This is a genomic window from Microbacterium sp. ABR10, assembly GCF_057812175.1.
This window is the reverse complement of record NZ_CM173821.1, coordinates 808467-829466: the sequence shown is the minus strand read 5'-3', so window position 1 is coordinate 829466 and position 21000 is coordinate 808467. Positions and strand designations below refer to the sequence as shown.

The window sequence follows — 21000 nt, the reverse complement described above, 5'->3', positions numbered from 1 at the left end:
ACGCCTCGGGTGCCGGGATCGTCCTCAAACCCGCGACAACCCGCGGATCGGGCTGACCTCTTGCTCGGCCTCGTGGTCGGGGCCGAGGGGGATGCCGCTGCGGTCGCGCAGCAGCAGGGTCGCGACGAGTCCGAGCACCGCCATGATCGCGAGATACACCGTCACCGACACGGTCGTTCCGGTCGCGTCGACGAGCGCGGTCGCGATGGTCGGGGCGAACGCGCCACCGCAGATGGCGCCGATCGCGTAGGAGATCGAGACGCCCGAGAAGCGGATGGATGCCGGGAACAGCTCGGCATACAGCGCCGCTTGGGGACCGTACGTCAGGCCCAGACCGACCGTCAGCAGCACGAGACCCAGCGCGAGCATCCCCACGCTGCCGGAGTTGACGAGCGGGAACAGCGCCACGATCGCCACGAGCAGCGCGATCCATCCGATGACGTAGGTGTTGCGGCGCCCGATCTTGTCGCCCAGCCAACCGCCGATCCAGGTGAAGACGAACCACGACACCGCCGACAGGGTCACGGCGCCGAGCACCTCGGCCGTCGCCAGGCCCAACGGACCGTCGGGATTGGTCGCATACCGCTGGATGTAGCCGCCGGTGGTCATGTAGCCCACGGCGTTGTTGCCGGCGAACACGAACGCGGCGATGATCACGAGCAGCGCGTGCTTGCGGAACAGCTGCACGATCGGCATCCGGGTCTGCTCCTTGCGTTCGGCGATCTCGACGAACACCGGGCTCTCCTCGACCTTCCGGCGCACGTAGTAGCCGATGAGGATGAGCACGAACGACAGCAGGAACGGCACACGCCAGCCCCACGCGAGGAACGCGTCGCCGGGGGCGATGAGCGCCATGAGCGCCAGCATGCCGCTCGCGAGCAGCAGGCCGAGGGGCACACCGAGCTGCGGCGACGCGCCGAACAGGCTGCGCTTGGCCTTGGGGGCGTGTTCGACGGCCATGAGCACCGCGCCGCCCCATTCACCACCGGCCGAGATGCCTTGCAGCACGCGCAGCAGGATCAGCAGCGCGGGGGCGGCGACGCCGATGACGTCGTACGTCGGAAGGACGCCGATGAGGGTGGTCGAGGCTCCCATGAGGATGAGCGTCAGCATCAGCACGACCCGGCGGCCGTACTTGTCACCGAGGTGGCCGGCGAGGAAGGCGCCGAGCGGGCGGAAGAGGAAGCTCAACCCCACGGTGAGGAACGCCAGGATCTGCGCGATGCCGGGGCCGGCGGGTGCGAAGAAGAGCTGACCGAACACCAGCCCCGCAGCCGACGCGTAGAGGAAGAAGTCGTACCACTCGACGGTGGTGCCGACAACGGTGGCGAAGACCACGCGGCGGCGGTCCGTCGACGTGGAGATGGTGCCGGTGGGCGTGAATCCCGGCGGTTGCGAGCGAGACATGGGGACTCCTTCGAGACGTCGTCGTCATGGGCCCCCCGGCGTCGTCGTCGGTGACGAGGCGCGGTTTGCGGGGGCGTTGGTCATCGTATACGATTTCGGATACGACGCAAGGGAGCTTCCATGATCGACCGCACCGACCCCCGGTTCACCGTCCTCGACGGGCGCCCGGGCAAGATCGTTGCCGTCCACCTCTCCTACGTCTCGCGCGCCGACCAGAGGGGCCGCCGCCCCGCGGCCCCGTCCTACTTCTTCAAGCCGTCGAGCTCGCTCGCCTCCTCGGGTGCCGAGATCGTCCGCCCCGCCGGCACCGAACTCCTGGCGTTCGAAGGCGAGATCGCGCTGATCATCGGCGAGCCCGCTCGGTGGGTGACCCCGGATGCCGCGTGGTCGCACGTGGCATCCGTCACCGCCGCGAACGACTTCGGTCTGTACGACCTGCGCGCGAACGACAAGGGCTCCAACGTGCGGTCCAAGGGTGGCGACGGTTACACGCCGCTCGGTCCGGAACTCATCGACGCCCGCGCGGTCGACCCCACGGCGCTGCGCCTGCGCACCTGGGTCGACGGCGACCTCGTCCAAGACGACAGCACCGCGGGCCTCATCTTCCCGCTCGCCCAGATCATCGCCGACCTGTCGCAGCACTTCACCCTCGAAACCGGCGACGTCATCCTCACCGGCACCCCCGCCGGCTCGTCGGTGGTCACGCCGGGTCAGGTCGTCGAGGTACAGGTGGACGCCGGCTCCCATTCGACCGGCCGGCTCCGCACCACGGTGGTGCAGGGCGGGCGCTCCTTCGACGCCGAGATCGGGTCGCTCCCGAGCGTCGACGACACCCAGCGCACCGAGGCGTGGGGCTCGTCCGAGGCCGCGGCCGCAAGAGCCCTCGCGAGAACAGGGGATCACGCCGGAACAGAACACTCCGACACGGATCGTCCTGTTCTCGCCGGATCCCCTGTTCTCGCGGGGGATGCCGCCCACCCGGTGCTCACCGCTGAGCTCCGCGACAAGTTGTCGCGCGTGCCCGTCGCCGCCCTCAGCGGACAGCTCCGCAAGCGCGGCCTCGACGACGTGACGATCGACGGCGTGCACGCCCTCACCCCCGGCAGCCGCTTCGTCGGCACGGCCCGGACCCTGCGCTTCCTCCCCCACCGTGAAGACCTCTTCGCCGCGCGCGGTGGCGGACAGAACGCGCAGAAGCGCGCGTTCGACGCGGTCGAAGAGGGTGAGGTCATCGTCATCGAGGCCCGCGGCGAGACCGGATCGGGCACGCTCGGCGACATCCTCGCCCTTCGCGCCCACGCGCGCGGAGCCGCGGCCATCGTCACCGACGGAGGCGTTCGCGACGCCGAAGCCGTGGCCGCGGTCGGCATCCCCGTCTTCACCGCCGGCCCGCACCCGGCCGTGCTCGGTCGCCGGCACGTCCCCTGGGAGACCGACGTGGCCGTCGGCTGCGGCGGCACGACCGTCGAACCCGGCGACATCCTCGTCGGCGACGGCGACGGCGTCATCGTCATCCCTCCCGCCATTGCCGGAGAGGTGGCCGACGCCGCCCTCGCGCAGGAAGAGGAGGACGCCTGGATCGCCCGCCAGGTGGCATCCGGTCATCCCCTCGACGGACTCTTCCCGATGAACGCCGACTGTCGCGCCCGCTACGAGAGCGAAAGGAACGCCTGATGGATGCCACGACCCCCGCGACCTCCCGCAGCAAATCGCAGCAGGCCTATCACTGGGTCAAGGAACGTATCGCCTCGCAGGAGTTCACCCCCGGCTACCGCCTCGTGCTGGGGACGATCGCGGGCGAGCTCGACATGAGCGTCGTGCCGGTGCGCGAGGCGATCCGACAGCTCGAGGCCGAGGGCCTGGTGATGTTCGAGCGCAACGTCGGCGCGCGCGTCTCGATGGTCGACGACACCGCGTACCGCTTCAGCATGCAGGCGCTCAGCCTGCTCGAGGGGGCGGCGACGGCGCTCTCCGCGCGGGCCCTCACCGCGAACGACGTGCGCCGCGCGCGCGAGATCAACGAGCTGATGGTCGAGACCCTCGAGCACTTCGACCCGCGCGCGTTCACCGCGCTGAACCAGGAGTTCCACGCCATCCTGTTCGCCAAGTGCGCCAACCCGCGCATGCTCGAGCTGGTGCAGGCCGAGTGGGCTCGCCTCGGGCACCTGCGCGACTCCACCTTCAGCTTCGTGCCGGGCCGCGCTGCGGAGTCGGTGCGTGAGCACGAGAACATCCTCGCGCTCATCGAGACCGGCGCCCCACTCGCCGAGATCGAGAAAGCCTCGCGACGCCACCGCTCGGCCACCCTCGACGCCTACATGATCCACGAGCACCCCGACCAGGTGCTCGGCCTGCCCGCCTTCTGATCTCCGGATGCCGCACACCCCACGCCCCGACGGCACCGTCGCCACGGGCCCTGCGTCACCGGCATCCACCCCTCCACCGAAGGAGTCCGCATGACCACCCCCCTCACCACCACCCGCCGCGTCCCGGCCGACCTGCCCGAGCGCATCCAGCACTACATCGGGGGCGCCTTCGTCGACTCGGTCGACGGGGACACGTTCGACGTGCTCGACCCGGTGACCAACCAGACCTACCTGACCGCCGCCGCAGGCAAGAAGGCCGACGTCGATCTCGCCGTCGCCGCTGCCCGCACGGCCTTCACCGAGGGACCATGGCCGCGCATGCTCCCCCGCGAGAGATCCCGCGTGCTGCACCGCATCGCCGACATCGTCGAGTCACGCGACCAGCGCCTCGCCGAACTCGAGAGTTTCGACTCCGGGCTCCCCATCACCCAGGCGCTGGGCCAGGCCCGCCGCGCCGCCGAGAACTTCCGCTTCTTCGCCGACCTGATCGTCGCCCAGACCGACGACGCGTTCAAGGTGCCCGGCCGGCAGCTCAACTACGTCAACCGCAAGCCCATCGGGGTCGCCGGACTCATCACCCCGTGGAACACGCCGTTCATGCTTGAGTCGTGGAAGCTGGGCCCGGCGCTTGCGACCGGCAACACCGTGGTGCTGAAGCCCGCCGAGTTCACGCCCCTCTCGGCTTCGCTCTGGGCGGGCATCTTCGAGGAGGCGGGTCTTCCCGAGGGCGTGTTCAACCTCGTCAACGGCCTCGGCGAAGACGCCGGTGACGCGCTGGTGAAACACCCCGACGTTCCGCTCATCTCGTTCACCGGCGAGAGCAGCACCGGCCAGTTGATCTTCGGCAACGCCGCGCCCTTCCTCAAGGGGCTGTCGATGGAGCTCGGCGGCAAGAGCCCGGCGATCGTCTTCGCCGACGCCGACCTGGATGCCGCGATCGACGCCACCATCTTCGGCGTCTTCTCGCTCAACGGCGAGCGCTGCACCGCGGGCAGCCGCATCCTGGTCGAGCGCTCGGTGTACGACGCCTTCGTCGAGCGTTACGCAGCACAAGCCGATCGCGTGGTCGTCGGCTTCCCCGACGATCCCGCGACCGAGGTCGGGGCGCTGGTGCACCCCGAGCACTACGCGAAGGTCATGTCGTACGTCGAGATCGGCAAGACCGAGGGGCGCCTGGTCGCCGGAGGCGGCCGCCCCGAGGGCTTCGACGAGGGCAATTTCGTGCGCCCCACGGTGTTCGCCGACGTCGCCCCCGACGCGCGCATCTTCCAGGAGGAGATCTTCGGTCCCGTCGTCGCGATCACCCCCTTCGACACGGACGCCGAGGCTCTCGCGCTCGCGAACAACACGCGCTACGGCCTCGCGGCCTACGTCTGGACGAACGACCTGAAGCGCGCGCACCTGTTCGCCCAGAACGTCGAGGCCGGCATGGTGTGGCTGAACAGCAACAACGTGCGCGACCTCCGCACCCCCTTCGGCGGCGTGAAGGCCTCGGGACTCGGGCACGAGGGCGGCTACCGCTCGATCGACTTCTACACCGATCAGCAGGCCGTGCACATCTCGCTCGGCGGCGCCCACAACCCCACGTTCGGTAAGGCGCACTGACGCCGCCCCGTCGACAGGCTCAGGGACCTCCGCCCCTTCACAGGCACACTGACCACGGTCCCCCCGACAGGCTCAGGGACCTCCGCCCCGCGGTGGCTGAGCCCGTCGAAGCCACCCAGACCCACAGACGCCGACACACACGCAAGGACGCGAACCATGGCAAAGCACACCGAAGAACAGAAGACCTCCTCGGGGTTCTGGGTGACCCAGGAGGCACCGATCCACTCCGACGACCCGATCCCCACGCCGAAAGCCCCCGCGCCCGACATCCTGCGCTGCGCCTACATGGAGCTCGTGGTCACCGACCTCGCGGCATCCCGTGTCTTCTACGTCGACATCCTGGGACTGCACATCACCGAGGAGGATGACGAAGCGATCTACCTCCGCTCGACCGAGGAGTTCATCCACCACAACCTGGTCCTGCGCCAGGGCCCGATCGCCGCGGTGGCCGCGTTCTCGTATCGCGTCCGCAGCGCGGAAGACCTCGACAAGGCCGTCGCGTTCTACGGCGAGCTCGGCTGCGAGGTGCGCCGCGAGCCGAACGGGTTCACGAAGGGCATCGGCGACTCGGTGCGCGTCGTCGATCCCCTCGGTTTCCCGTACGAGTTCTTCTTCGACACCGAGCACCAGGAGCGCCTGTCGTGGCGCTACGACCTGTACTCCCCCGGCGAGCTCGTCCGCCTCGACCACTTCAACCAGATCACCCCCGACGTGCCCCGGGCGGTGAACTTCATGCAGTCGCTCGGCTTCCGCGTCACCGAGGACATCCAGGACGAAGACGGCGTCGTCTACGCCGCGTGGATGCGCCGCAAGCCCACCGTGCACGACACCGCCATGACCGGCGGCGACGGGCCCCGCATGCACCACGTGTGCTTCGCCACGCACGAGAAGCACAACATCCTCGCCATCTGCGACAAGCTCGGCGCGCTCCGCCGATCGGACGCCATCGAGCGCGGCCCCGGCCGCCACGGCGTTTCGAACGCGTTCTACCTGTACCTGCGTGACCCCGACGGCCACCGCGTCGAGGTCTACACGCAGGACTACTACACCGGCGACCCCGACAACCCCGTCATCACGTGGGACGTGCACGACAACCAGCGCCGCGACTGGTGGGGCAACCCGGTCGTTCCGTCGTGGTACACCGAGGGCTCTCTCGTGCTCGACCTCGACGGCAGACCCCAGCCCGTACGCGCCCGCACGGATTCGAGCGAGATGGCCGTGACGATCGGCGCCGACGGCTTCAGCTACACGCGCCCGCCCGAGCAGGTCGGCGCCGGGGCTTCGGCATCCGGTTCCTCCGTCTCCGCTCCCACCGGCGAGTTCAAGCTCGGCAACCAGCTGTAGCAGGCGCCCCGCGAACCGCGTCCCACTTATGGCTGCCCACGCCCTCGCCACACCGCCGAATCTGGGACACCTCCCGCACAAAGTGGGACACGACCCCGCTCGACCAACCGCGTCCCACAAACGGCTGCCCACACCCTCGCCAGGCCGCCGAACCTGGGACACCGCCTGCACGACCGGGGACAACGCCTGACCACAATCGGGACGACGTCCGCACGACGCAAGAAGGACAGCATGCTCACCGACGCACAGATCGACGCCATCGCGGCCGAGCTCGCCGAGGCCGACCGCGCCCACGCGGTCATCCCGCGCATCACGACGAGGTACCCGGATGCCACGGTCGACGATTCGTATCGGATCCAGGGCCGCTGGCGCGACACGCAGATCGCCGCGGGGCGCGCGCTCGTGGGGCGCAAGATCGGGCTGACGTCCAAGGCGATGCAGCAGGCGACGGGGATCACCGAGCCCGACTACGGCGTGATGTTCGACGACACCGTCTACCGCTCCGGCGCGCAGATCCCCGTCGATCACTTCTCGAACGTGCGCATCGAGGTCGAGCTCGCCTTCGTGCTGAAGGCGCCGCTCGAAGGCCCCGACTGCATGCTCGACGACGCCCTCGCCGCGATCGACTACGCCGTCCCCGCGCTCGAGGTGCTCAATTCGCACATCGAGCTCGAGGGCCGCACCATCGTCGACACCATCAGCGACAACGCCGCCTACGGCGCGATGGTGCTCGGCGACGTGCACAAACGCCCCGACGAGATCGACCTGCGCTGGGTTCCGGGCGTCCTCAGCCGCAACGGCGAGATCGAAGAGACGGGGGTCGCCGCCGGTGTCCTCGGCCACCCCGCCACCGGCGTCGCGTGGCTCGCGAACAAATTCCACCAGCACGGCGCGCGCCTGGAGGCGGGCGAGATCATCCTGGCAGGATCGTTCACACGCCCGATGTGGGTGTCGCGGGGCGACGACGTGCTGTGCGACTACGGACCGATGGGAACGATCTCGTGCCGCTTCGTCTGAGCCCCACCTTCCGCGCCGTCCTCGCGGCATCCGATCGCCCGCTCGCCGGAATGTGGGTGTGCTCGGGCAGCGCGGTGGTCGCGGAGGTCGCCGCCGGCTCCGGCCTCGACTGGCTGCTCATCGACATGGAGCATTCCGCGACCTCGCTGGAGTCGGTGCTGACCCAGCTGCAGGTCGCCGCCGCCTACCCGGTGACCCCGGTCGTCCGGGTGCCGTGGAACGACCCCGTGATCATCAAACGCGTGCTCGACGTGGGGGCGCAGAACCTCATCGTCCCCATGATCTCCACCGCCGACGAGGCGCGCGCGGCGGTCGCGGCGACGCGGTACCCGCCGGCGGGCATCCGCGGGGTCGGCAGCGCCCTCGCCCGCAGCGCCCGCTGGAACCGCATCGACGGCTACCTCGCGGGGGCCGCCGAGCACGTCTCGCTGACGGTGCAGATCGAGACGACCGCGGGCGTCGCCAACGCCGCCGAGATCGCGGCCGTCGAGGGGGTGGATGCCGTCTTCGTCGGCCCCTCCGACCTCTCGGCATCCATGGGGCTCCTGGGGCAGCAGTCGCACCCCGACGTCGTCGCGGCGGTGCACGCGGTATTCGCCGCAGCACAGGATGCCGGGACCCCGGTCGGCGTGAACGCCTTCGATCCCGCCGTCGCTGATGCGTACCTCGATGCGGGCGCCGACTTCGTCGCGGTCGGTGCCGACGTCGCCCTTCTCGCCCGCGCATCGGAGGCGCTCGCGGCGCGCTTCGTCGCCCCGCGGAGCAGCGAGCGCGAGAGCTACTGACCGCGCGCGGTCCCCAGCGCCGCCAGCTCCGCGCGCGTGGAGACGCCGGCCTTCCGCAGCAGGTTCGACACGTGGAACTTCGCCGTGTTCTCGCTGATCCCCAGACGTTCCGCGATGGCGCGGTTGCGCGAACCCGCGACGACCAGGCTGAGCACCTCGCTCTCGCGCGGGCTGAGGTCGACCGCCTCGTCGAGGAAATCGGGCCGCGGCGGCGGATCCAGCGGCAGCACGACCGACAGCTCAGAGCCCCACCCGGGCGTCGAAGCGACGTCGAACGAGCCGTTGAGTGCGCTGACCCGCTCCACGATCGGCCCCAACGAGTCGTCGTGGGCGGTGAGGGTGCCCTCTCCGTCGTCGCGGATGCCGACCAGCAGGTTCAGCCCGTCGCAGTCCCACTGGATGCGCACGCGGTGGGGGGTGCCTCGGTCGAGCAGGGCGAGCACGGCGCTGCGGACGATGGCCCGCGCCTCGTGGGCGACTTCGCCCGGCAGGGCACGTCCGGTCGCCGGCGGCTCGACGAACTGCACGTCGAGGTCGCCGTGCCGGACGAGCGGGCGGAGGTCGGTGCGCAGGCGAGCGAACGCACCGGTCACGGGTTCCAGCAGGGCGCTGCGCTGCTGATCGGTGGACGTCCGCAGATCGACGAGGGCGGCAGCCGCGGTCTCGACGGCCAGGGCGCGCGCGGCCCGGTCGTCGAGCCTCGTCGACCGCAGGATCGCCAACACCGATTCGAGCGTCACGGCATGACGGTCGGCCTGCTCGGCGACGATGCGTTCGTGCTCGATGGCGGAATCGCGAGACGCGGTCGGGGACGGTTCGGGCGACTCGTTCACGCGCCAAACCTAGCCCACCGGCAGGCACCTACCCGTTCGGGTAGGTAGGCCCGTGCCATCGACCGGCGACGGTCACGCCCGGTGAGGCGGAGCATGGAGGCATGTCTTCTTCCGACGCCCGCATAGCGGACTCCCTCGCCCGGATCTCCGGGGAGCTGACCGCGGTCGTCGACCATCTCGTCGCCGAGCCAACCGGTCTCGACGTCGTCCTCGACGTGCTGACCGACGCCGACCGCGTCTTCGTCCTCGGTGCCGGTCGCTCGGGCCTGGCGCTGCGCATGACCGCGATGCGCCTCATGCACCTCGGCCTCGACGTACACGTCGTCGGCGAGACCACCACCCCGGCCATCGGCCCCGGCGACGCGCTCCTGACCGCGAGCGGCTCGGGCACGACGGCGGGAATCGTCCGCGCGGCCGACACGGCGACCGAGGTCGGCGCGCGCATCGTCGCGATCACCACGGCAGCCGATTCCCCGCTGGGCCGCACTGCCGACGCCCTCGTCGTGGTGCCCGCCGCGGCGAAGCTCGACCGCTCGGGAGCCTCCTCGACGCAGTACGCGGGCGGTCTCTTCGAGCAGGCCGTCGTGCTCGTGGGCGACGCGATCTTCGACGCGCTGTGGCAGCGCTCGGGGCTCTCGGCCGACGACCTCTGGCCGCGCCACGCGAACCTCGAATGATTCCTCCCTCCCCACCGCAGAAAGTAAGGACACCCGCATGAAGCTGCAGTTCGCCATGGACACCCTCACGACCGAGGCCGCCCTCGATCTCGCCGCCGCCGCGGCGCCCCACGTCGACATCCTCGAGCTGGGCACGCCGCTCATCAAGAGCGAAGGCCTCTCGGCCATCACCGCGATCAAGAAGGCGCACCCCGACAAGATCGTCTTCGCCGACCTGAAGACGATGGATGCCGGTGAGCTCGAAGCCGACATCGCCTTCGGCGCCGGTGCCGACCTCGTCACCGTGCTCGGCTCGGCCGGTGACAGCACGATCGTCGGCGCGGTCACCGCGGCCAAGAAGCACGGCAAGGGCGTCGTCGTCGACCTGATCGGGGTGGCCGACAAGCCCGCCCGCGCCCGCGAGGTCATCGCCCTCGGCGCCGAGTTCGTCGAGATGCACGCCGGCCTCGACGAGCAGGCCGAAGAGGGCTTCACCTTCGGCACCCTGCTGCGCGACGGCGAAGCGGCCGGTGTGCCCTTCTCGGTCGCCGGCGGTGTCACCGTCGCGAGCATCGCCGACGTGCAGAAGTCGGGCGCGCGGGTCGCCGTCGCCGGCAGCGCCATCTACAGCGCCCCCGACGTGGGCGCCGCCGCGGCCGCGCTCCGCGCCGCGATCGTCTGACCGCAGCCCGAGCCGAACGAAAGAAGAGGGACCGAGCCGCGCGGCTCGGTCCCTCTTCTCGTGTCGAGGATCAGCCCTCGGTGGCCTCTTCGTCGTCCTCATCGTCGTCGCCGATGATCTCGATGTCTTCGACCTCGAGGTCGGGCGTCAGCTGCACGTGCACGAGCGCGTCGGGGAACGACGTCTCACCCGCGAAGACCACGATGATCGCGTCGGCGAACACGCCCACACCGATCGCTTCGAGATCGGTGCGGAGGTCGACATCGGCGTCGAGCTCACCGTCGTCGAGGGCGTCCTCGATGTCGCTCGCGACCTCTTCGACGATGGCGCGCCAGCGGTCCTCGCTCACCGTGAGGATGTCTTTCAGGCCCGACATGATGGCGTCGAGATCGGGGGCGTCCTCGTCGTCGAGCTCGGGATCGAGGTCGACCTCGACCTCGACGCCCGCGGCCTCCAGCTGCGCCGCACCGATGACGCTGTCTTCGTCGATCTGGGCGTCGTCGAGAAGGCCGCTCTCGGTCACGCGGCGGAGGAGGTCGTTCAGTACTGACTCAGTCATGAGAAAACCTTGCCACGTCGGGCGGGTGCGCGCCTCCCCCATTGCGCGCGCGAATCCGTCTGTTCAGTCGACGGCACGGCGTGGTTCACCGGCGTGCGGTGGTGAGACGCGATGGCTCGCGTCCTGTGCTCCGCAGATGCGACGTGCACGCGGAGATCAGGCGGATGCCGCGCGCTCGGCGGCCTCGACGACGTTCGTCATCAGCAGGGCCACCGTCATCGGTCCGACGCCCCCGGGGTTGGGCGACACGAAGCCCGCCACCTCGGCGACGTCCGGGTGCACGTCGCCGTACACGCGCGACTTGCCGGTCTCGGGGTCGGTCTCGCGGGTGACACCCACGTCGAGCACGGCGGCTCCGGGCTTGACGTCCTCGGCGCGCACGATGTGCTTCACGCCCGCGGCGGCCACGATCACGTCGGCATCCCGCAGGTGCTTCGACAGGTCGGCCGTGCCGGTGTGCGTCAGCGTCACGGTCGCGTTGATCTCGCGGCGGGTCAACAGCAGGCCGATCGAGCGGCCGATGGTCACGCCGCGCCCGACGACGACGACCTCTTTGCCCTTCAGGTCGTAATCGTTGCGCAGCAGCAGCTCGATCACTCCCCGTGGCGTGCAGGGCAGCGGAGTGAGGATGGGTGCGTTGACGTTGAGCACCAGGCGGCCGAGGTTGGTGGGATGCAGGCCGTCGGCATCCTTCGCCGGATCGATGCGCTCGAGCACCCGATCCGTGTCGATGTGCTTCGGCAGCGGCAGCTGGACGATGTAGCCGTGACACGCGGGGTCGGCATTGAGCCGGTCGATGACGGCCTCGACCTCTTCCTGAGTCGCCTCCGCGGGCAGCTCGACCTGGATCGAGTTCATGCCGATCGCCTCGGATTGCTTGTGCTTCATCCCGACGTACAGCTGCGACGCCGGGTCGGCGCCCACGAGCACGGTGGCGATACCGGGCACGATGCCGCGCTCGCGCAGAGCGGCGACCCGCTCGGCCAATTCGTCTTTGATGGCCGCGGACGCGGCCTTGCCGTCGAGAATCGTCGCCGTCATGGCATCCCTCTTCCTGAGTGTCGATGGGGGTCGTGCGGGGTGTCGATCGGGGTCGTGCGGGGTATTGATCGGGGTCGTACGGAGTGTCGATCGCGTTGCGCGGGGGTGTCCACCCCACGCATAAACGCTTCCTGCTCGCGTAAACGCACTGTCCTCGCGTTTATGCGAGCGGCTCGCGTTATGCGAGCGGATCGCGTTTGTGCGAGCGGATTGCGTTTGTGCGTGCTGAGCGGTGACGCCGGCGCCCTTTGGATGCCGCGAGGCCGTCGGCTGCGGACCGGCCACCACCGCGCGCATAAACGCCCACGACGGGGATAAACACGCTCTGCTCGCGTTTATGCGCGCGGATCGTGTTTATGCGAAGCGGATCGCGTTTATGCGAAGCGGGTCGGATGCCGTGTGCGCCACAGCGGGACCGGATGCCGGCACCCGCCGCCGTGCAGACGGCGGGTCACCCGCCGAGACGGGGCCGCAGCACGCACCCCGCCCCGGCGGGGCTCACTGCTGCAGGTCGGGGTACAGCGGGAAGGCGTCGGCCAGCTTCGCGACGCGCGCGCGCAGCGCCTCGACGTCGGCGCCCGGGATCAGCGCGAGGGCGATGATGTCGGCCACCTCGGTGAACTCCGCGTCGCCGAAGCCGCGGGTCGCGAGCGCCGGGGTGCCGATGCGCAGACCCGAGGTCACCATCGGCGGGCGCGGGTCGTTGGGCACGGCGTTGCGGTTGACCGTGATGTGGATCTCGTGCAGCAGGTCTTCGGCCTGTTTGCCGTCGATCTCGGCCTCGCGGAGGTCGACGAGCACGAGGTGCACGTCGGTGCCACCCGAGCGCACGGCGATGCCGGCATTCTTGACGTCGTCCTGGGTGAGACGGTCGGCGAGGATCGACGCGCCCCGCAGGGTGCGCTCCTGGCGCTCCTTGAACTCCGGCGTCAGCGCGAGCTTGAACGCCGTCGCCTTCGCGGCGATGACGTGCATGAGCGGGCCGCCCTGCTGACCGGGGAAGACCGCGGTGTTGATCTTCTTGGCGAGGGCTTCGTCGTTGGTGAGGATGAGACCCGAGCGGGGGCCGCCGATCGTCTTGTGCACGGTGGTCGACACGACGTGCGCGTGCGGGATCGGCGAGGGGTGCACGCCCGCGGCGACCAGACCGGCGAAGTGAGCCATGTCGACCCACAGCAGGGCGCCCACCTCGTCGGCGATCGCGCGGAAGGCCTCGAAGTCGAGCTGTCGGGGGTAGGCCGACCAACCGGCGATGATGACCTTCGGCTTGTGCTCGAGGGCGAGACGGCGCACCTCGTCCATGTCGATGATCGAGGTCTCGGGGTCGACGCCGTAGGCGACGATGTCGTAGAGGCGGCCCGAGAAGTTGATCTTCATGCCGTGAGTGAGGTGACCGCCCTGGTCGAGGGCGAGGCCGAGCAGCGTGTCGCCGGGGCGGGCGATGGCGTGCAGCACCGCCGCGTTCGCCGACGCACCCGAGTGCGGCTGGACGTTGGCGTACCCGGCACCGAACAGCGTCTTGGCACGCTCGATCGCGAGGGACTCGGCCACGTCGACCTCTTCGCAGCCGCCGTAGTAACGACGACCCGGGTAGCCCTCGGCGTACTTGTTGGTGAGCACCGAGCCCTGCGACTGCAGCACCGAGACGGGGACGAAGTTCTCGGACGCGATCATCTCGAGGAAGCCGCGCTGACGGTCGAGCTCGCGCTGCAGAACCTCGGCGATCTCGGGGTCGACCTCGGAGAGAGGGGCGTTGAAGTACGGATCGGTCATGCGATCTCCTTGACGATGGTTCGGGATGCCACGGACTCGGCGAATCCGCGGAGATACCGCATCGACCCAGGCGTACGGTCGAATACCGTCAAGCGGTCGCTCCCCGGTGGTGTCCCACCTCAACGCCAGTCGCGACGCTGCCACATTACCGGTTTCCCCCGCGGCACGCAGAGCGCATCCTGCGGGTTTCCCGGGGAACGGACGGTGCCGAGGGCGTACCTCGGCCCGCGCGGAAGACCCCGTCGCGCAGGAGCCACCGCCCCCGAGCGACGGACCCCCGCAAGGGATCGCCCGCGCCGAGCCGGCCGGCACCGCACCATCGCAGACGACGTACCATCGAAGACGTGTCCGACACTCCCCGCGTCCGTGCCGCTGCGCCCCTCGATCCGGGCATGCGTCCCCGCCCGACCGCGATCGAGATCATCAGCGTGGCCTGCGGTCTCGTCGCGTTCGTCACGCTGGCCATCTGGGGCTTCACGGCCTGGCCACTGCCCTGGAACATCGTCGCGGGGCTCGGTGCACCCGCCCTCGCCATCGTGGTGTGGGCGCTGTTCGTCTCTCCCCGTGCGGTGCTCGCCGTGCACCCCTTCATCCGCGCCATCGTCGAGCTCTTCGTCTACGCCGCCGCCACCATCGCCTGGTGGAGCATGGGCCAGGCGTGGATCGGACTCGGCTTCGCCGTCGTCGCGGTGACCGTGGGCGCGGTGAACGGCCGCCGGCGCTTGGCGTGAGCACCGACGTCGTCGCCCTGCTGCGCGCGGAACTCGGCGAGCGGGTCGACGTCCGTCCCTCCACCCTCGAGGCCGTGCGTGCCGACAAGTCGGGTCACTCGGCCCCGGGCCTCCCCCTCGCCGTCGTGCACGCGGCATCCGTCGCCGATGTGCAGGCGACGTTGCGCATCGCCTCGGCCACCCGTACCCCGGTCGTCCCGCGCGGCGCCGGCACGGGACTCGCGGGCGGCGCCAACACCGGCGGCGGCGAGATCAGCCTCTCGGTGCGCGGCATGGACCGGGTGCTCGAGGTGCGGCCCGACGACCTCCTCGCCGTGGTCGAGCCCGGCATCCTCAATGCCGATCTGAACGCGCTGCTCGAGCCACACGGCGTCTGGTGGGCGCCCGACCCGGCCAGCCGCGCCATCTCGACGGTCGGTGGCAACATCGCCACCGGTGCCGGCGGGTTGCTCTGCGCGAAGTACGGCGTGGTGCGCGACGCGGTGCTCGGCGTCGACCTCGTCCTCGCAGACGGCCGCCTGCTGCGCCTCGGCCATCGCAGCGTCAAGGGCGTCACCGGTCTCGACCTCACGTCGCTGGTCATCGGCTCCGAGGGAACGCTCGGCGTGGTGGTGGGCGCCACCCTGAAGCTCCGCCGTCTCGTCGAGGGCGAGCGCGTCACGCTGACCGCGCTGTTCGACGGCGTGCGCGCCGCCGCCGTGGCCTCGGCCGCGGTCACGGCATCCGGTGCGCAGCCCGCGATCATGGAGCTCATGGATGCCACGAGCCTCGCGGCCGTGCACCGGTTGCTGTCGCTGCCGACTCCTGCCCCGGGCGCGGCGCAGCTGACGGTGCAGACGGACGGGCCCGTCGCCGCCACGGAAGCCCGCGCGATCGCCGACGTCCTCCGCGCGGCCGGCGGCACCGTCACCGTCGCAGCCGACGCCGCCGAGGGCGAGGCGCTGCTGGCGATCCGCCGCGCCATGCATCCGGCGATGGAGACGCTGGGCACGACGCTCATCGAGGACGTCTCCGTTCCCCGCAGCGCGCTACCCGACATGTTCGACGAGATCGCGCGCATCGAGCGGCAGTTCGGACTCGCGATCCCGGCGGTCGCTCACGCGGGCGACGGCAATCTGCACCCGAACTTCGTGTTCGAGGGCCCCGAGGTCCCGCCGGTGGTGTGGGATGCCGCCGAGGAGCTCTTCCGCGCGGCCCTCGCACTGGGTGGCACGCTGACCGGCGAGCACGGGATCGGCGTTCTCAAGCGGCGCTGGCTGGCCGACGAGCTGGGCGACGACCAGTGGCGACTGCAGCGCGACATCGCCCGGGTGTTCGACCCGCTCGGCATCCTGAATCCGGGCAAGGTCTTCGCGCCGTGAGGGTCGCGACGACACGGGCGTGATGAGAACGTGACGTGGCACCCGGCGAACGCGCAGCGGTCTCCCATAGCATGGGAAGACTGACTTGTGGGGGGTTCGACCAATGACCGACGGTACCGACGGCGCCACGTACGCCTGGGCTCCGGCCGAGCCCAAGGCGCGTAAGAACCGCTCCGGCCTGTGGATCGGCATCCCCGCCGGCGCCACGGCCGTGGCCCTCATCGCCGCGTCCCTGGTGCTGATCGCGCCCGGTGCGTCCGTCGCCGGTGTGCAGATCGGCGGCCTGACCGCGGGAGCCGCAGCGCAGGCCATCGAGGCTCGCCTGGCGCAGACGACCGTCACCGTCGAGAGCCCCGCCGGTGAGGTCACCGTCACCGGTGCCGACCTCGGCGCCACGGTCGACGCGGCCGCCGTCGCCGACAAGGCGTTCGCCGACAACCCCATGTGGAAGCCCGCGTCGTGGTTCCCGCAGGGCACCGGCGTCGCTGTCGACGTCGACGCCGCCGATGCGGCCGCCGCCCTGCGCGACCGCGCGCCCGGAGCCTTCCGTGCGCCGGTCGACGCCTCGCTCGCGTACGACGCCGGTTCCCAGACCTACGTGACCACCCCCGCCGAGGCCGGCGAGGGCATCGACGTCTCCACCGTCACCGCCGCACTGCAGTCTGCGTTCGACGCCGGCACCCCCTCGACCACGGTCGAAGCGGGCCTGGTCGCCGTCGACGCCCCCGTCTCGACCGAAGAGGCCGACGCCGCCGTGGCGAAGCTCAACGGCATCCTCGACTCGGCGGGCTTCTACGTCGGCGACGAGCGCACGGTGCCCGTCGACCGTGCCACCGCGGCATCCTGGATCACCGTCACGCCCGACGGCAAGGGCGCGTTCGCCATCTCGGCCGACGAAGCCGCCATCCAGAACGCCGTCGCGGGTCTCGCCGGCACCGTCGACCGTGCCGCCGTCGACGCCGACGTCATCGTCGACAGCGGCGGCGAGGTCATCAAGGCCTTCACCGAGGGCCAGACCGGTCGCTCGCTCGGCGACACGAGCGGCATCGCCGCGGCCTTCGCGTCGCAGCTCGCCGAGGGCAACGCACGTTACGCCCTCACCGTCGCCGAGACGCCCTTCGACACCAAGAAGACCGAGCGTCGCATCGAGGTCAACCTCAGCGCCCAGTCCGTCACCCTGTACGAGAACGGCCAGGTCTACCGCAACTGGTCGATGTCGTCGGGCAAGAGCGGCTGGGAGACCCACACCGGCGAATTCCGCATCGGCTGGAAGACGACGATGCAAGACATGGGGTGCGTCGACGGCTACGACTACTGCACCAAAGACGTCCCGTGGGTCGCGTACTTCAACGGCGACGAGGGGTTCCACGGGACCTACTGGCACAACAACTTCGGCACCCCGATGAGTCATGGCTGCATCAACCTCACGGTCAACAACGCCAAAGAGCTCTACGACTGGGCGTACAAGGGCACCGAGGTCTCGGTTCACTACTGAGCCCGGACCAAGAAAGGGGCGGACGCCGAACGGCATCCGCCCCTTTCTCGTCGCCGGCGCAGATTCCGGCACCTGCCGCATCGCGTCGATCGCGTCCGCTTGTCGCCGGCGTTCTCGTTCGCGGGGGCCGCGTGGGGCGTTCCGCCTCGAGAAACAACGCAGGGAATCCGCTCCCGCCGCCTCGCTGACCACCGCGTTGCCGTGCCGCCTCGCGCACGACTCCTGCGCTGCGTCTGTGGGAGGCGCTCGAGCGGCGTCGTGAGCTCGCGCAAGCAGGAGCTGTGCCGGCTCGAACACGCGTTTCGCGGCCGGACCCGAAGGAGGGGCGGATGCCGTGCGGCATCCGCCCCTCCCGGGATCTGCGTGTCAGAGACTCAGCGGAGTCCGTCGATCACGGCGTTCAGCGTGGTCGAGGGGCGCATGATCTTTTCGACGAGGGCCGTATCGGGGCGGTAATAGCCGCCGATCTCGGCCGCGTGGCCCTGCACCGCGTTCAGCTCGGAGACGATGGTCTGCTCCTCCGCGGCGAGCTGCTCGGCGACCGGCGCGAAGATCGCCGCGAGGTCGGCATCCGTCGACTGCTTCGCCAGCTCCTGCGCCCAGTAGAGGGCGAGGTAGAAGTGGCTCCCGCGGTTGTCGATGGTGCCGAGGGCGCGACCGGGCGACTTGTCGTTCTCGAGGAACGTGCCGGTCGCGGCATCGAGGGTCTGCGCGAGGACGCGAGCGCGGTCGTTGCCGGTGGTGTCGGCGAGGTGCTCGAGCGAGGCCGCGAGGGCGAAGAACTCCCCCAGCGAGTCCCAGCGCAAATAGTCCTGCTCGACGAGCTGCTGCACGTGCTTCGGCGCGGAACCGCCGGCGCCGGTCTCGAACAGGCCGCCACCCGCGAGAAGCGGGACGATCGAGAGCATCTTGGCGCTCGTACCCACCTCGAGGATCGGGAACAGGTCGGTGAGGTAGTCGCGCAGCACATTGCCGGTGACCGAGATGGTGTCCTCGCCGCGGCGGATGCGGTCGAGGGAGTACTTCGTCGCGTCCGCCGGGGCGAGGATCTCGATCGTGAGGCCCTCGGTGTCGTGGTCGGCGAGGTACTCGTTGACCTTGGCGATCAGGTTGCGGTCGTGCGCGCGGCTCTCGTCGAGCCAGAATACCGCGGGCACACCGGCCGCCCGGGCGCGCGTGACGGCGAGCTTCACCCAGTCGCGCACAGCGACGTCTTTCGTCTGCGTCGCGCGCCAGATGTCGCCCGCGTTCACCTCGTGCTCGAGCAGCACATCACCATTCGAGGCGACGACCTGTACGCGGCCGGCCGCGGGGATCTCGAAAGTCTTGTCGTGGCTGCCGTATTCCTCGGCGGCTTGGGCCATGAGCCCGACGTTCGGCACCGAGCCGATGGTGGCGGGATCCAGCGGACCGTTCGCGATGACGTCGTCGATGGTCGCCTGGTACACGCCGGCGTAGGACGAGTCGGGGATGACGGCGAGGGTGTCGTCTTCTCCCCCGTCGACCCCCCACAGCTTGCCGCCGTTGCGGATGAGCGCGGGCATGGAGGCATCCACGATCACGTCGGAGGGCACGTGCAGATTGGTGGTGCCCTTGTCACTGTTGACGTATGACAGGCGGGGACCGGATGCCAGCGCGTCGCGGATGTCGGTCGCGATGGCGTCGCCGCCCTCGACGCTCGACAGACCCGCCAGGATCGAGCCGAGGCCGTCGTTGGGGGTCAGGCCGGCGGCGGCGAGGGCGTCGCCGTAGCGGTCGAACACGTCGGCGAAGAACGCCTTGACGACGTGGCCGAAGATGATCGGGTCGCTGACCTTCATCATGGTGGCCTTGAGGTGCACCGAGTACAGCACGTCGTCGGCCTTCGCCTCGGCCAACGTGTCGGCGAGGAACGCGTCGAGAGCGGCGGCCGAAAGGAACGTGGCATCCACGATTTCGTCCTGTAGCACCTTCAGGCCCTGCTTCAGCGTGGTGACGGTGCCGTCGGCGCCGACGTGCTGGATCGAGAGCACGTCGTCGGCGGCGATCACGACCGACTTCTCGTTCGAGCGGAAGTCGTCGTGGCCGAGGGTGGCGACCCGGGTCTTCGAACCCTCACCGAAGGCCTTGTTGCGGTGCGGGTGCTTCTTGGCGTAATTCTTCACCGCGAGGGGCGCGCGGCGATCGCTGTTGCCCTCGCGCAGCACCGGGTTCACAGCCGACCCCTTGATGCGGTCGTAGCGGGCGCGCACATCTTTGTCGGCGTCGCTCGATGCCTCATCGGGGTAATCGGGGATGTCGTAGCCCTGCGCCCGCAGCTCGGCGATCGCGGCCTTCAGCTGAGGAATGGATGCCGAGATGTTCGGCAGCTTGATGATGTTCGCCTCGGGCAGCGTCGCGAGGCCGCCGAGCTCGGCGAGCGCGTCGCCGACCCGCTGCTCGGCGGTGAGCCGCTCGGGGAAGGCCGCCAGGATGCGGCCGGCGAGCGAGATGTCGCGGGTTTCGACGTCGACCCCCGCCTGCTTCGTGACGGCCTGCACGATGGGCAGGAACGACGCGGTGGCAAGAGCCGGCGCCTCGTCGGTGTACGTGTAAATGATGGTGGAATCGGGCACGTCAGATCTCTCCGTAGAGGCGGCCAGGGTTGCGTTTCAGCCTATCGCACGTGGGCAAAGTCTCTTGATATCGAGATACTTCTCCCTCGGAACCGTTCGCCGCGCCACTTCGCGCGCCGGGGTCGCCGCACCGGCACGGGTGAACGTCGAGACGCGGATCGACCACGCGCGGGTGACGGGCGGGGCCGGGAAGCGCGGGCGACCTTGGGACTCGGTGGCCGTGCCGCTAACCTGGGCGCATGGCTGACCTGCGTCTCGTCGAACTGTCCGCCGCCACGATCGTGGCGGTGAACACCCTGTCGCTCAAGCCCGGCCAGGAGCAGTTCCTCGCTCCGGTCAGCTACGGCATCGCTGCGACCGTGAGCAATCCGCAGACGTCGTGGCAGCGGGTCGTGCTCGACGCCGACGAGGTCGTCGGGTTCGTCAGCGCCAACTTCGACCCCGACGCGCACGAGGAGCACTTCCGCTCGGTGCTCTGGCGCATCAACGTCGACGCAGACGAGCAGGGCCGCGGCGTCGGCAGCTACGCCCTCGCCGCCGTCCTCGAAGAGGCACGCGGCCGCGGCATGGACCACGTCGACGTGATCTACGAACCCGGCGTCGGCGGCCCCGAGGCGTTCTTCGAGCGCGTCGGCTTCGAGGCGGTCGGCGAGACCGAGTACGGCGAGATCATCGCGCGCGTGCGCGTCTGAGGCGACCGACGGGGCGATCCACTTCTCCGTCGTCCCCGGAGAGCGCCGACGACGCTCTG

At 70.0% G+C, this 21000-nt stretch carries 18 protein-coding genes and 1 riboswitch; of the genes, 12 read left to right on the top strand and 6 right to left on the bottom strand.

Annotated features, from left to right (window positions below):
• Positions 1–24: 24 nt before the first annotated feature.
• Positions 25–1407, bottom strand: coding sequence for an MFS transporter (locus ACXKZF_RS03780; RefSeq protein ID WP_488985426.1), 1383 nt, complete (start codon positions 1405–1407; stop codon positions 25–27).
• 120 nt (positions 1408–1527) lie between these two features.
• On the opposite strand from ACXKZF_RS03780, the gene ACXKZF_RS03775 reads away from it, so the two are divergent.
• From ACXKZF_RS03775 to ACXKZF_RS03750, 6 genes are all read left to right on the top strand, one after another.
• On the top strand, positions 1528–3081 hold the full coding sequence (locus ACXKZF_RS03775; protein ID WP_488985425.1) for a fumarylacetoacetate hydrolase family protein: 1554 nt from the start codon (positions 1528–1530) through the stop codon (positions 3079–3081).
• Entirely contained in the window at positions 3081–3773 is a 693-nt protein-coding gene (locus ACXKZF_RS03770) for a GntR family transcriptional regulator (RefSeq protein WP_055958719.1), read from the top strand. The genes ACXKZF_RS03775 and ACXKZF_RS03770 overlap by 1 nt, the downstream gene beginning before the upstream one ends.
• A gap of 90 nt (positions 3774–3863) precedes the next feature.
• Positions 3864–5378 carry a 5-carboxymethyl-2-hydroxymuconate semialdehyde dehydrogenase gene (gene hpaE, locus ACXKZF_RS03765; RefSeq protein WP_488985424.1) on the top strand — a complete coding sequence of 505 codons (1515 nt, stop codon included), beginning with the start codon at positions 3864–3866 and terminating at the stop codon, positions 5376–5378.
• A gap of 156 nt (positions 5379–5534) precedes the next feature.
• The gene (hpaD, locus tag ACXKZF_RS03760) at positions 5535–6722 is read left to right on the top strand and encodes a 3,4-dihydroxyphenylacetate 2,3-dioxygenase (RefSeq protein ID WP_055958726.1); all 1188 of its coding nucleotides are present in this window, start codon (positions 5535–5537) and stop codon (positions 6720–6722) included.
• A 231-nt stretch (positions 6723–6953) separates the two neighbouring features.
• Entirely contained in the window at positions 6954–7739 is a 786-nt protein-coding gene (locus ACXKZF_RS03755) for an FAA hydrolase family protein (RefSeq protein ID WP_488985423.1), read from the top strand.
• Complete coding sequence (locus ACXKZF_RS03750; protein WP_488985422.1) at positions 7724–8524, top strand: HpcH/HpaI aldolase family protein; 801 nt, start codon at positions 7724–7726, stop codon at positions 8522–8524. Before ACXKZF_RS03755 ends, ACXKZF_RS03750 begins: the two co-directional genes overlap by 16 nt.
• Here the strand turns inward: ACXKZF_RS03750 and ACXKZF_RS03745 are convergent.
• Entirely contained in the window at positions 8518–9357 is an 840-nt protein-coding gene (locus ACXKZF_RS03745) for a helix-turn-helix transcriptional regulator (protein WP_488985421.1), read from the bottom strand. The genes ACXKZF_RS03750 and ACXKZF_RS03745 overlap by 7 nt on opposite strands.
• A 101-nt stretch (positions 9358–9458) precedes the next feature.
• Between ACXKZF_RS03745 and hxlB the strand changes: the two genes are divergently transcribed.
• Complete coding sequence (hxlB, locus tag ACXKZF_RS03740) at positions 9459–10034, top strand: 6-phospho-3-hexuloisomerase (protein WP_243222854.1); 576 nt, start codon at positions 9459–9461, stop codon at positions 10032–10034.
• Positions 10035–10071: 37 nt separating this feature from the next.
• On the top strand, positions 10072–10695 hold the full coding sequence (gene hxlA / locus ACXKZF_RS03735; protein WP_055958741.1) for a 3-hexulose-6-phosphate synthase: 624 nt from the start codon (positions 10072–10074) through the stop codon (positions 10693–10695).
• A gap of 70 nt (positions 10696–10765) precedes the next feature.
• Here hxlA and ACXKZF_RS03730 read toward each other — a convergent pair whose 3' ends face one another.
• The 3 genes from ACXKZF_RS03730 to glyA form a co-directional block, all read right to left on the bottom strand.
• Positions 10766–11254, bottom strand: a complete 489-nt coding sequence (locus ACXKZF_RS03730) for a cytochrome C5 (protein ID WP_488985420.1) — start codon at positions 11252–11254, stop codon at positions 10766–10768.
• Between the two features lie 156 nt (positions 11255–11410).
• The gene (locus ACXKZF_RS03725) at positions 11411–12295 is read right to left on the bottom strand and encodes a bifunctional methylenetetrahydrofolate dehydrogenase/methenyltetrahydrofolate cyclohydrolase (protein WP_055958748.1); all 885 of its coding nucleotides are present in this window, start codon (positions 12293–12295) and stop codon (positions 11411–11413) included.
• A 498-nt stretch (positions 12296–12793) separates the two neighbouring features.
• On the bottom strand, positions 12794–14068 hold the full coding sequence (glyA, locus tag ACXKZF_RS03720; RefSeq protein ID WP_055958753.1) for a serine hydroxymethyltransferase: 1275 nt from the start codon (positions 14066–14068) through the stop codon (positions 12794–12796).
• A 57-nt stretch (positions 14069–14125) separates the two neighbouring features.
• Positions 14126–14211: riboswitch (ZMP/ZTP riboswitch) on the bottom strand.
• Positions 14212–14412: 201 nt separating this feature from the next.
• Here glyA and ACXKZF_RS03715 point away from each other — a divergent pair.
• The 3 genes from ACXKZF_RS03715 to ACXKZF_RS03705 all read left to right on the top strand — a co-directional run bounded on the left by ACXKZF_RS03715 (position 14413) and on the right by ACXKZF_RS03705 (position 17655).
• Positions 14413–14799 carry a YrdB family protein gene (locus ACXKZF_RS03715; RefSeq protein WP_235561304.1) on the top strand — a complete coding sequence of 129 codons (387 nt, stop codon included), beginning with the start codon at positions 14413–14415 and terminating at the stop codon, positions 14797–14799.
• A complete protein-coding gene (locus tag ACXKZF_RS03710) occupies positions 14796–16160 on the top strand; it encodes an FAD-binding oxidoreductase (RefSeq protein ID WP_488985419.1) in 1365 nt (454 codons plus the stop codon). The genes ACXKZF_RS03715 and ACXKZF_RS03710 overlap by 4 nt, the downstream gene beginning before the upstream one ends.
• A gap of 103 nt (positions 16161–16263) precedes the next feature.
• Positions 16264–17655, top strand: coding sequence for a L,D-transpeptidase family protein (locus ACXKZF_RS03705; RefSeq protein WP_055958760.1), 1392 nt, complete (start codon positions 16264–16266; stop codon positions 17653–17655).
• A 374-nt stretch (positions 17656–18029) separates the two neighbouring features.
• Here the strand turns inward: ACXKZF_RS03705 and ACXKZF_RS03700 are convergent, their stop codons facing one another.
• Complete coding sequence (locus ACXKZF_RS03700; RefSeq protein WP_055958763.1) at positions 18030–20249, bottom strand: NADP-dependent isocitrate dehydrogenase; 2220 nt, start codon at positions 20247–20249, stop codon at positions 18030–18032.
• Between the two features lie 239 nt (positions 20250–20488).
• Here ACXKZF_RS03700 and ACXKZF_RS03695 point away from each other — a divergent pair, with 239 nt between their 5' ends.
• Complete coding sequence (locus ACXKZF_RS03695; RefSeq protein ID WP_055958767.1) at positions 20489–20941, top strand: GNAT family N-acetyltransferase; 453 nt, start codon at positions 20489–20491, stop codon at positions 20939–20941.
• The last annotated feature ends 59 nt before the right edge of the window (positions 20942–21000 follow it).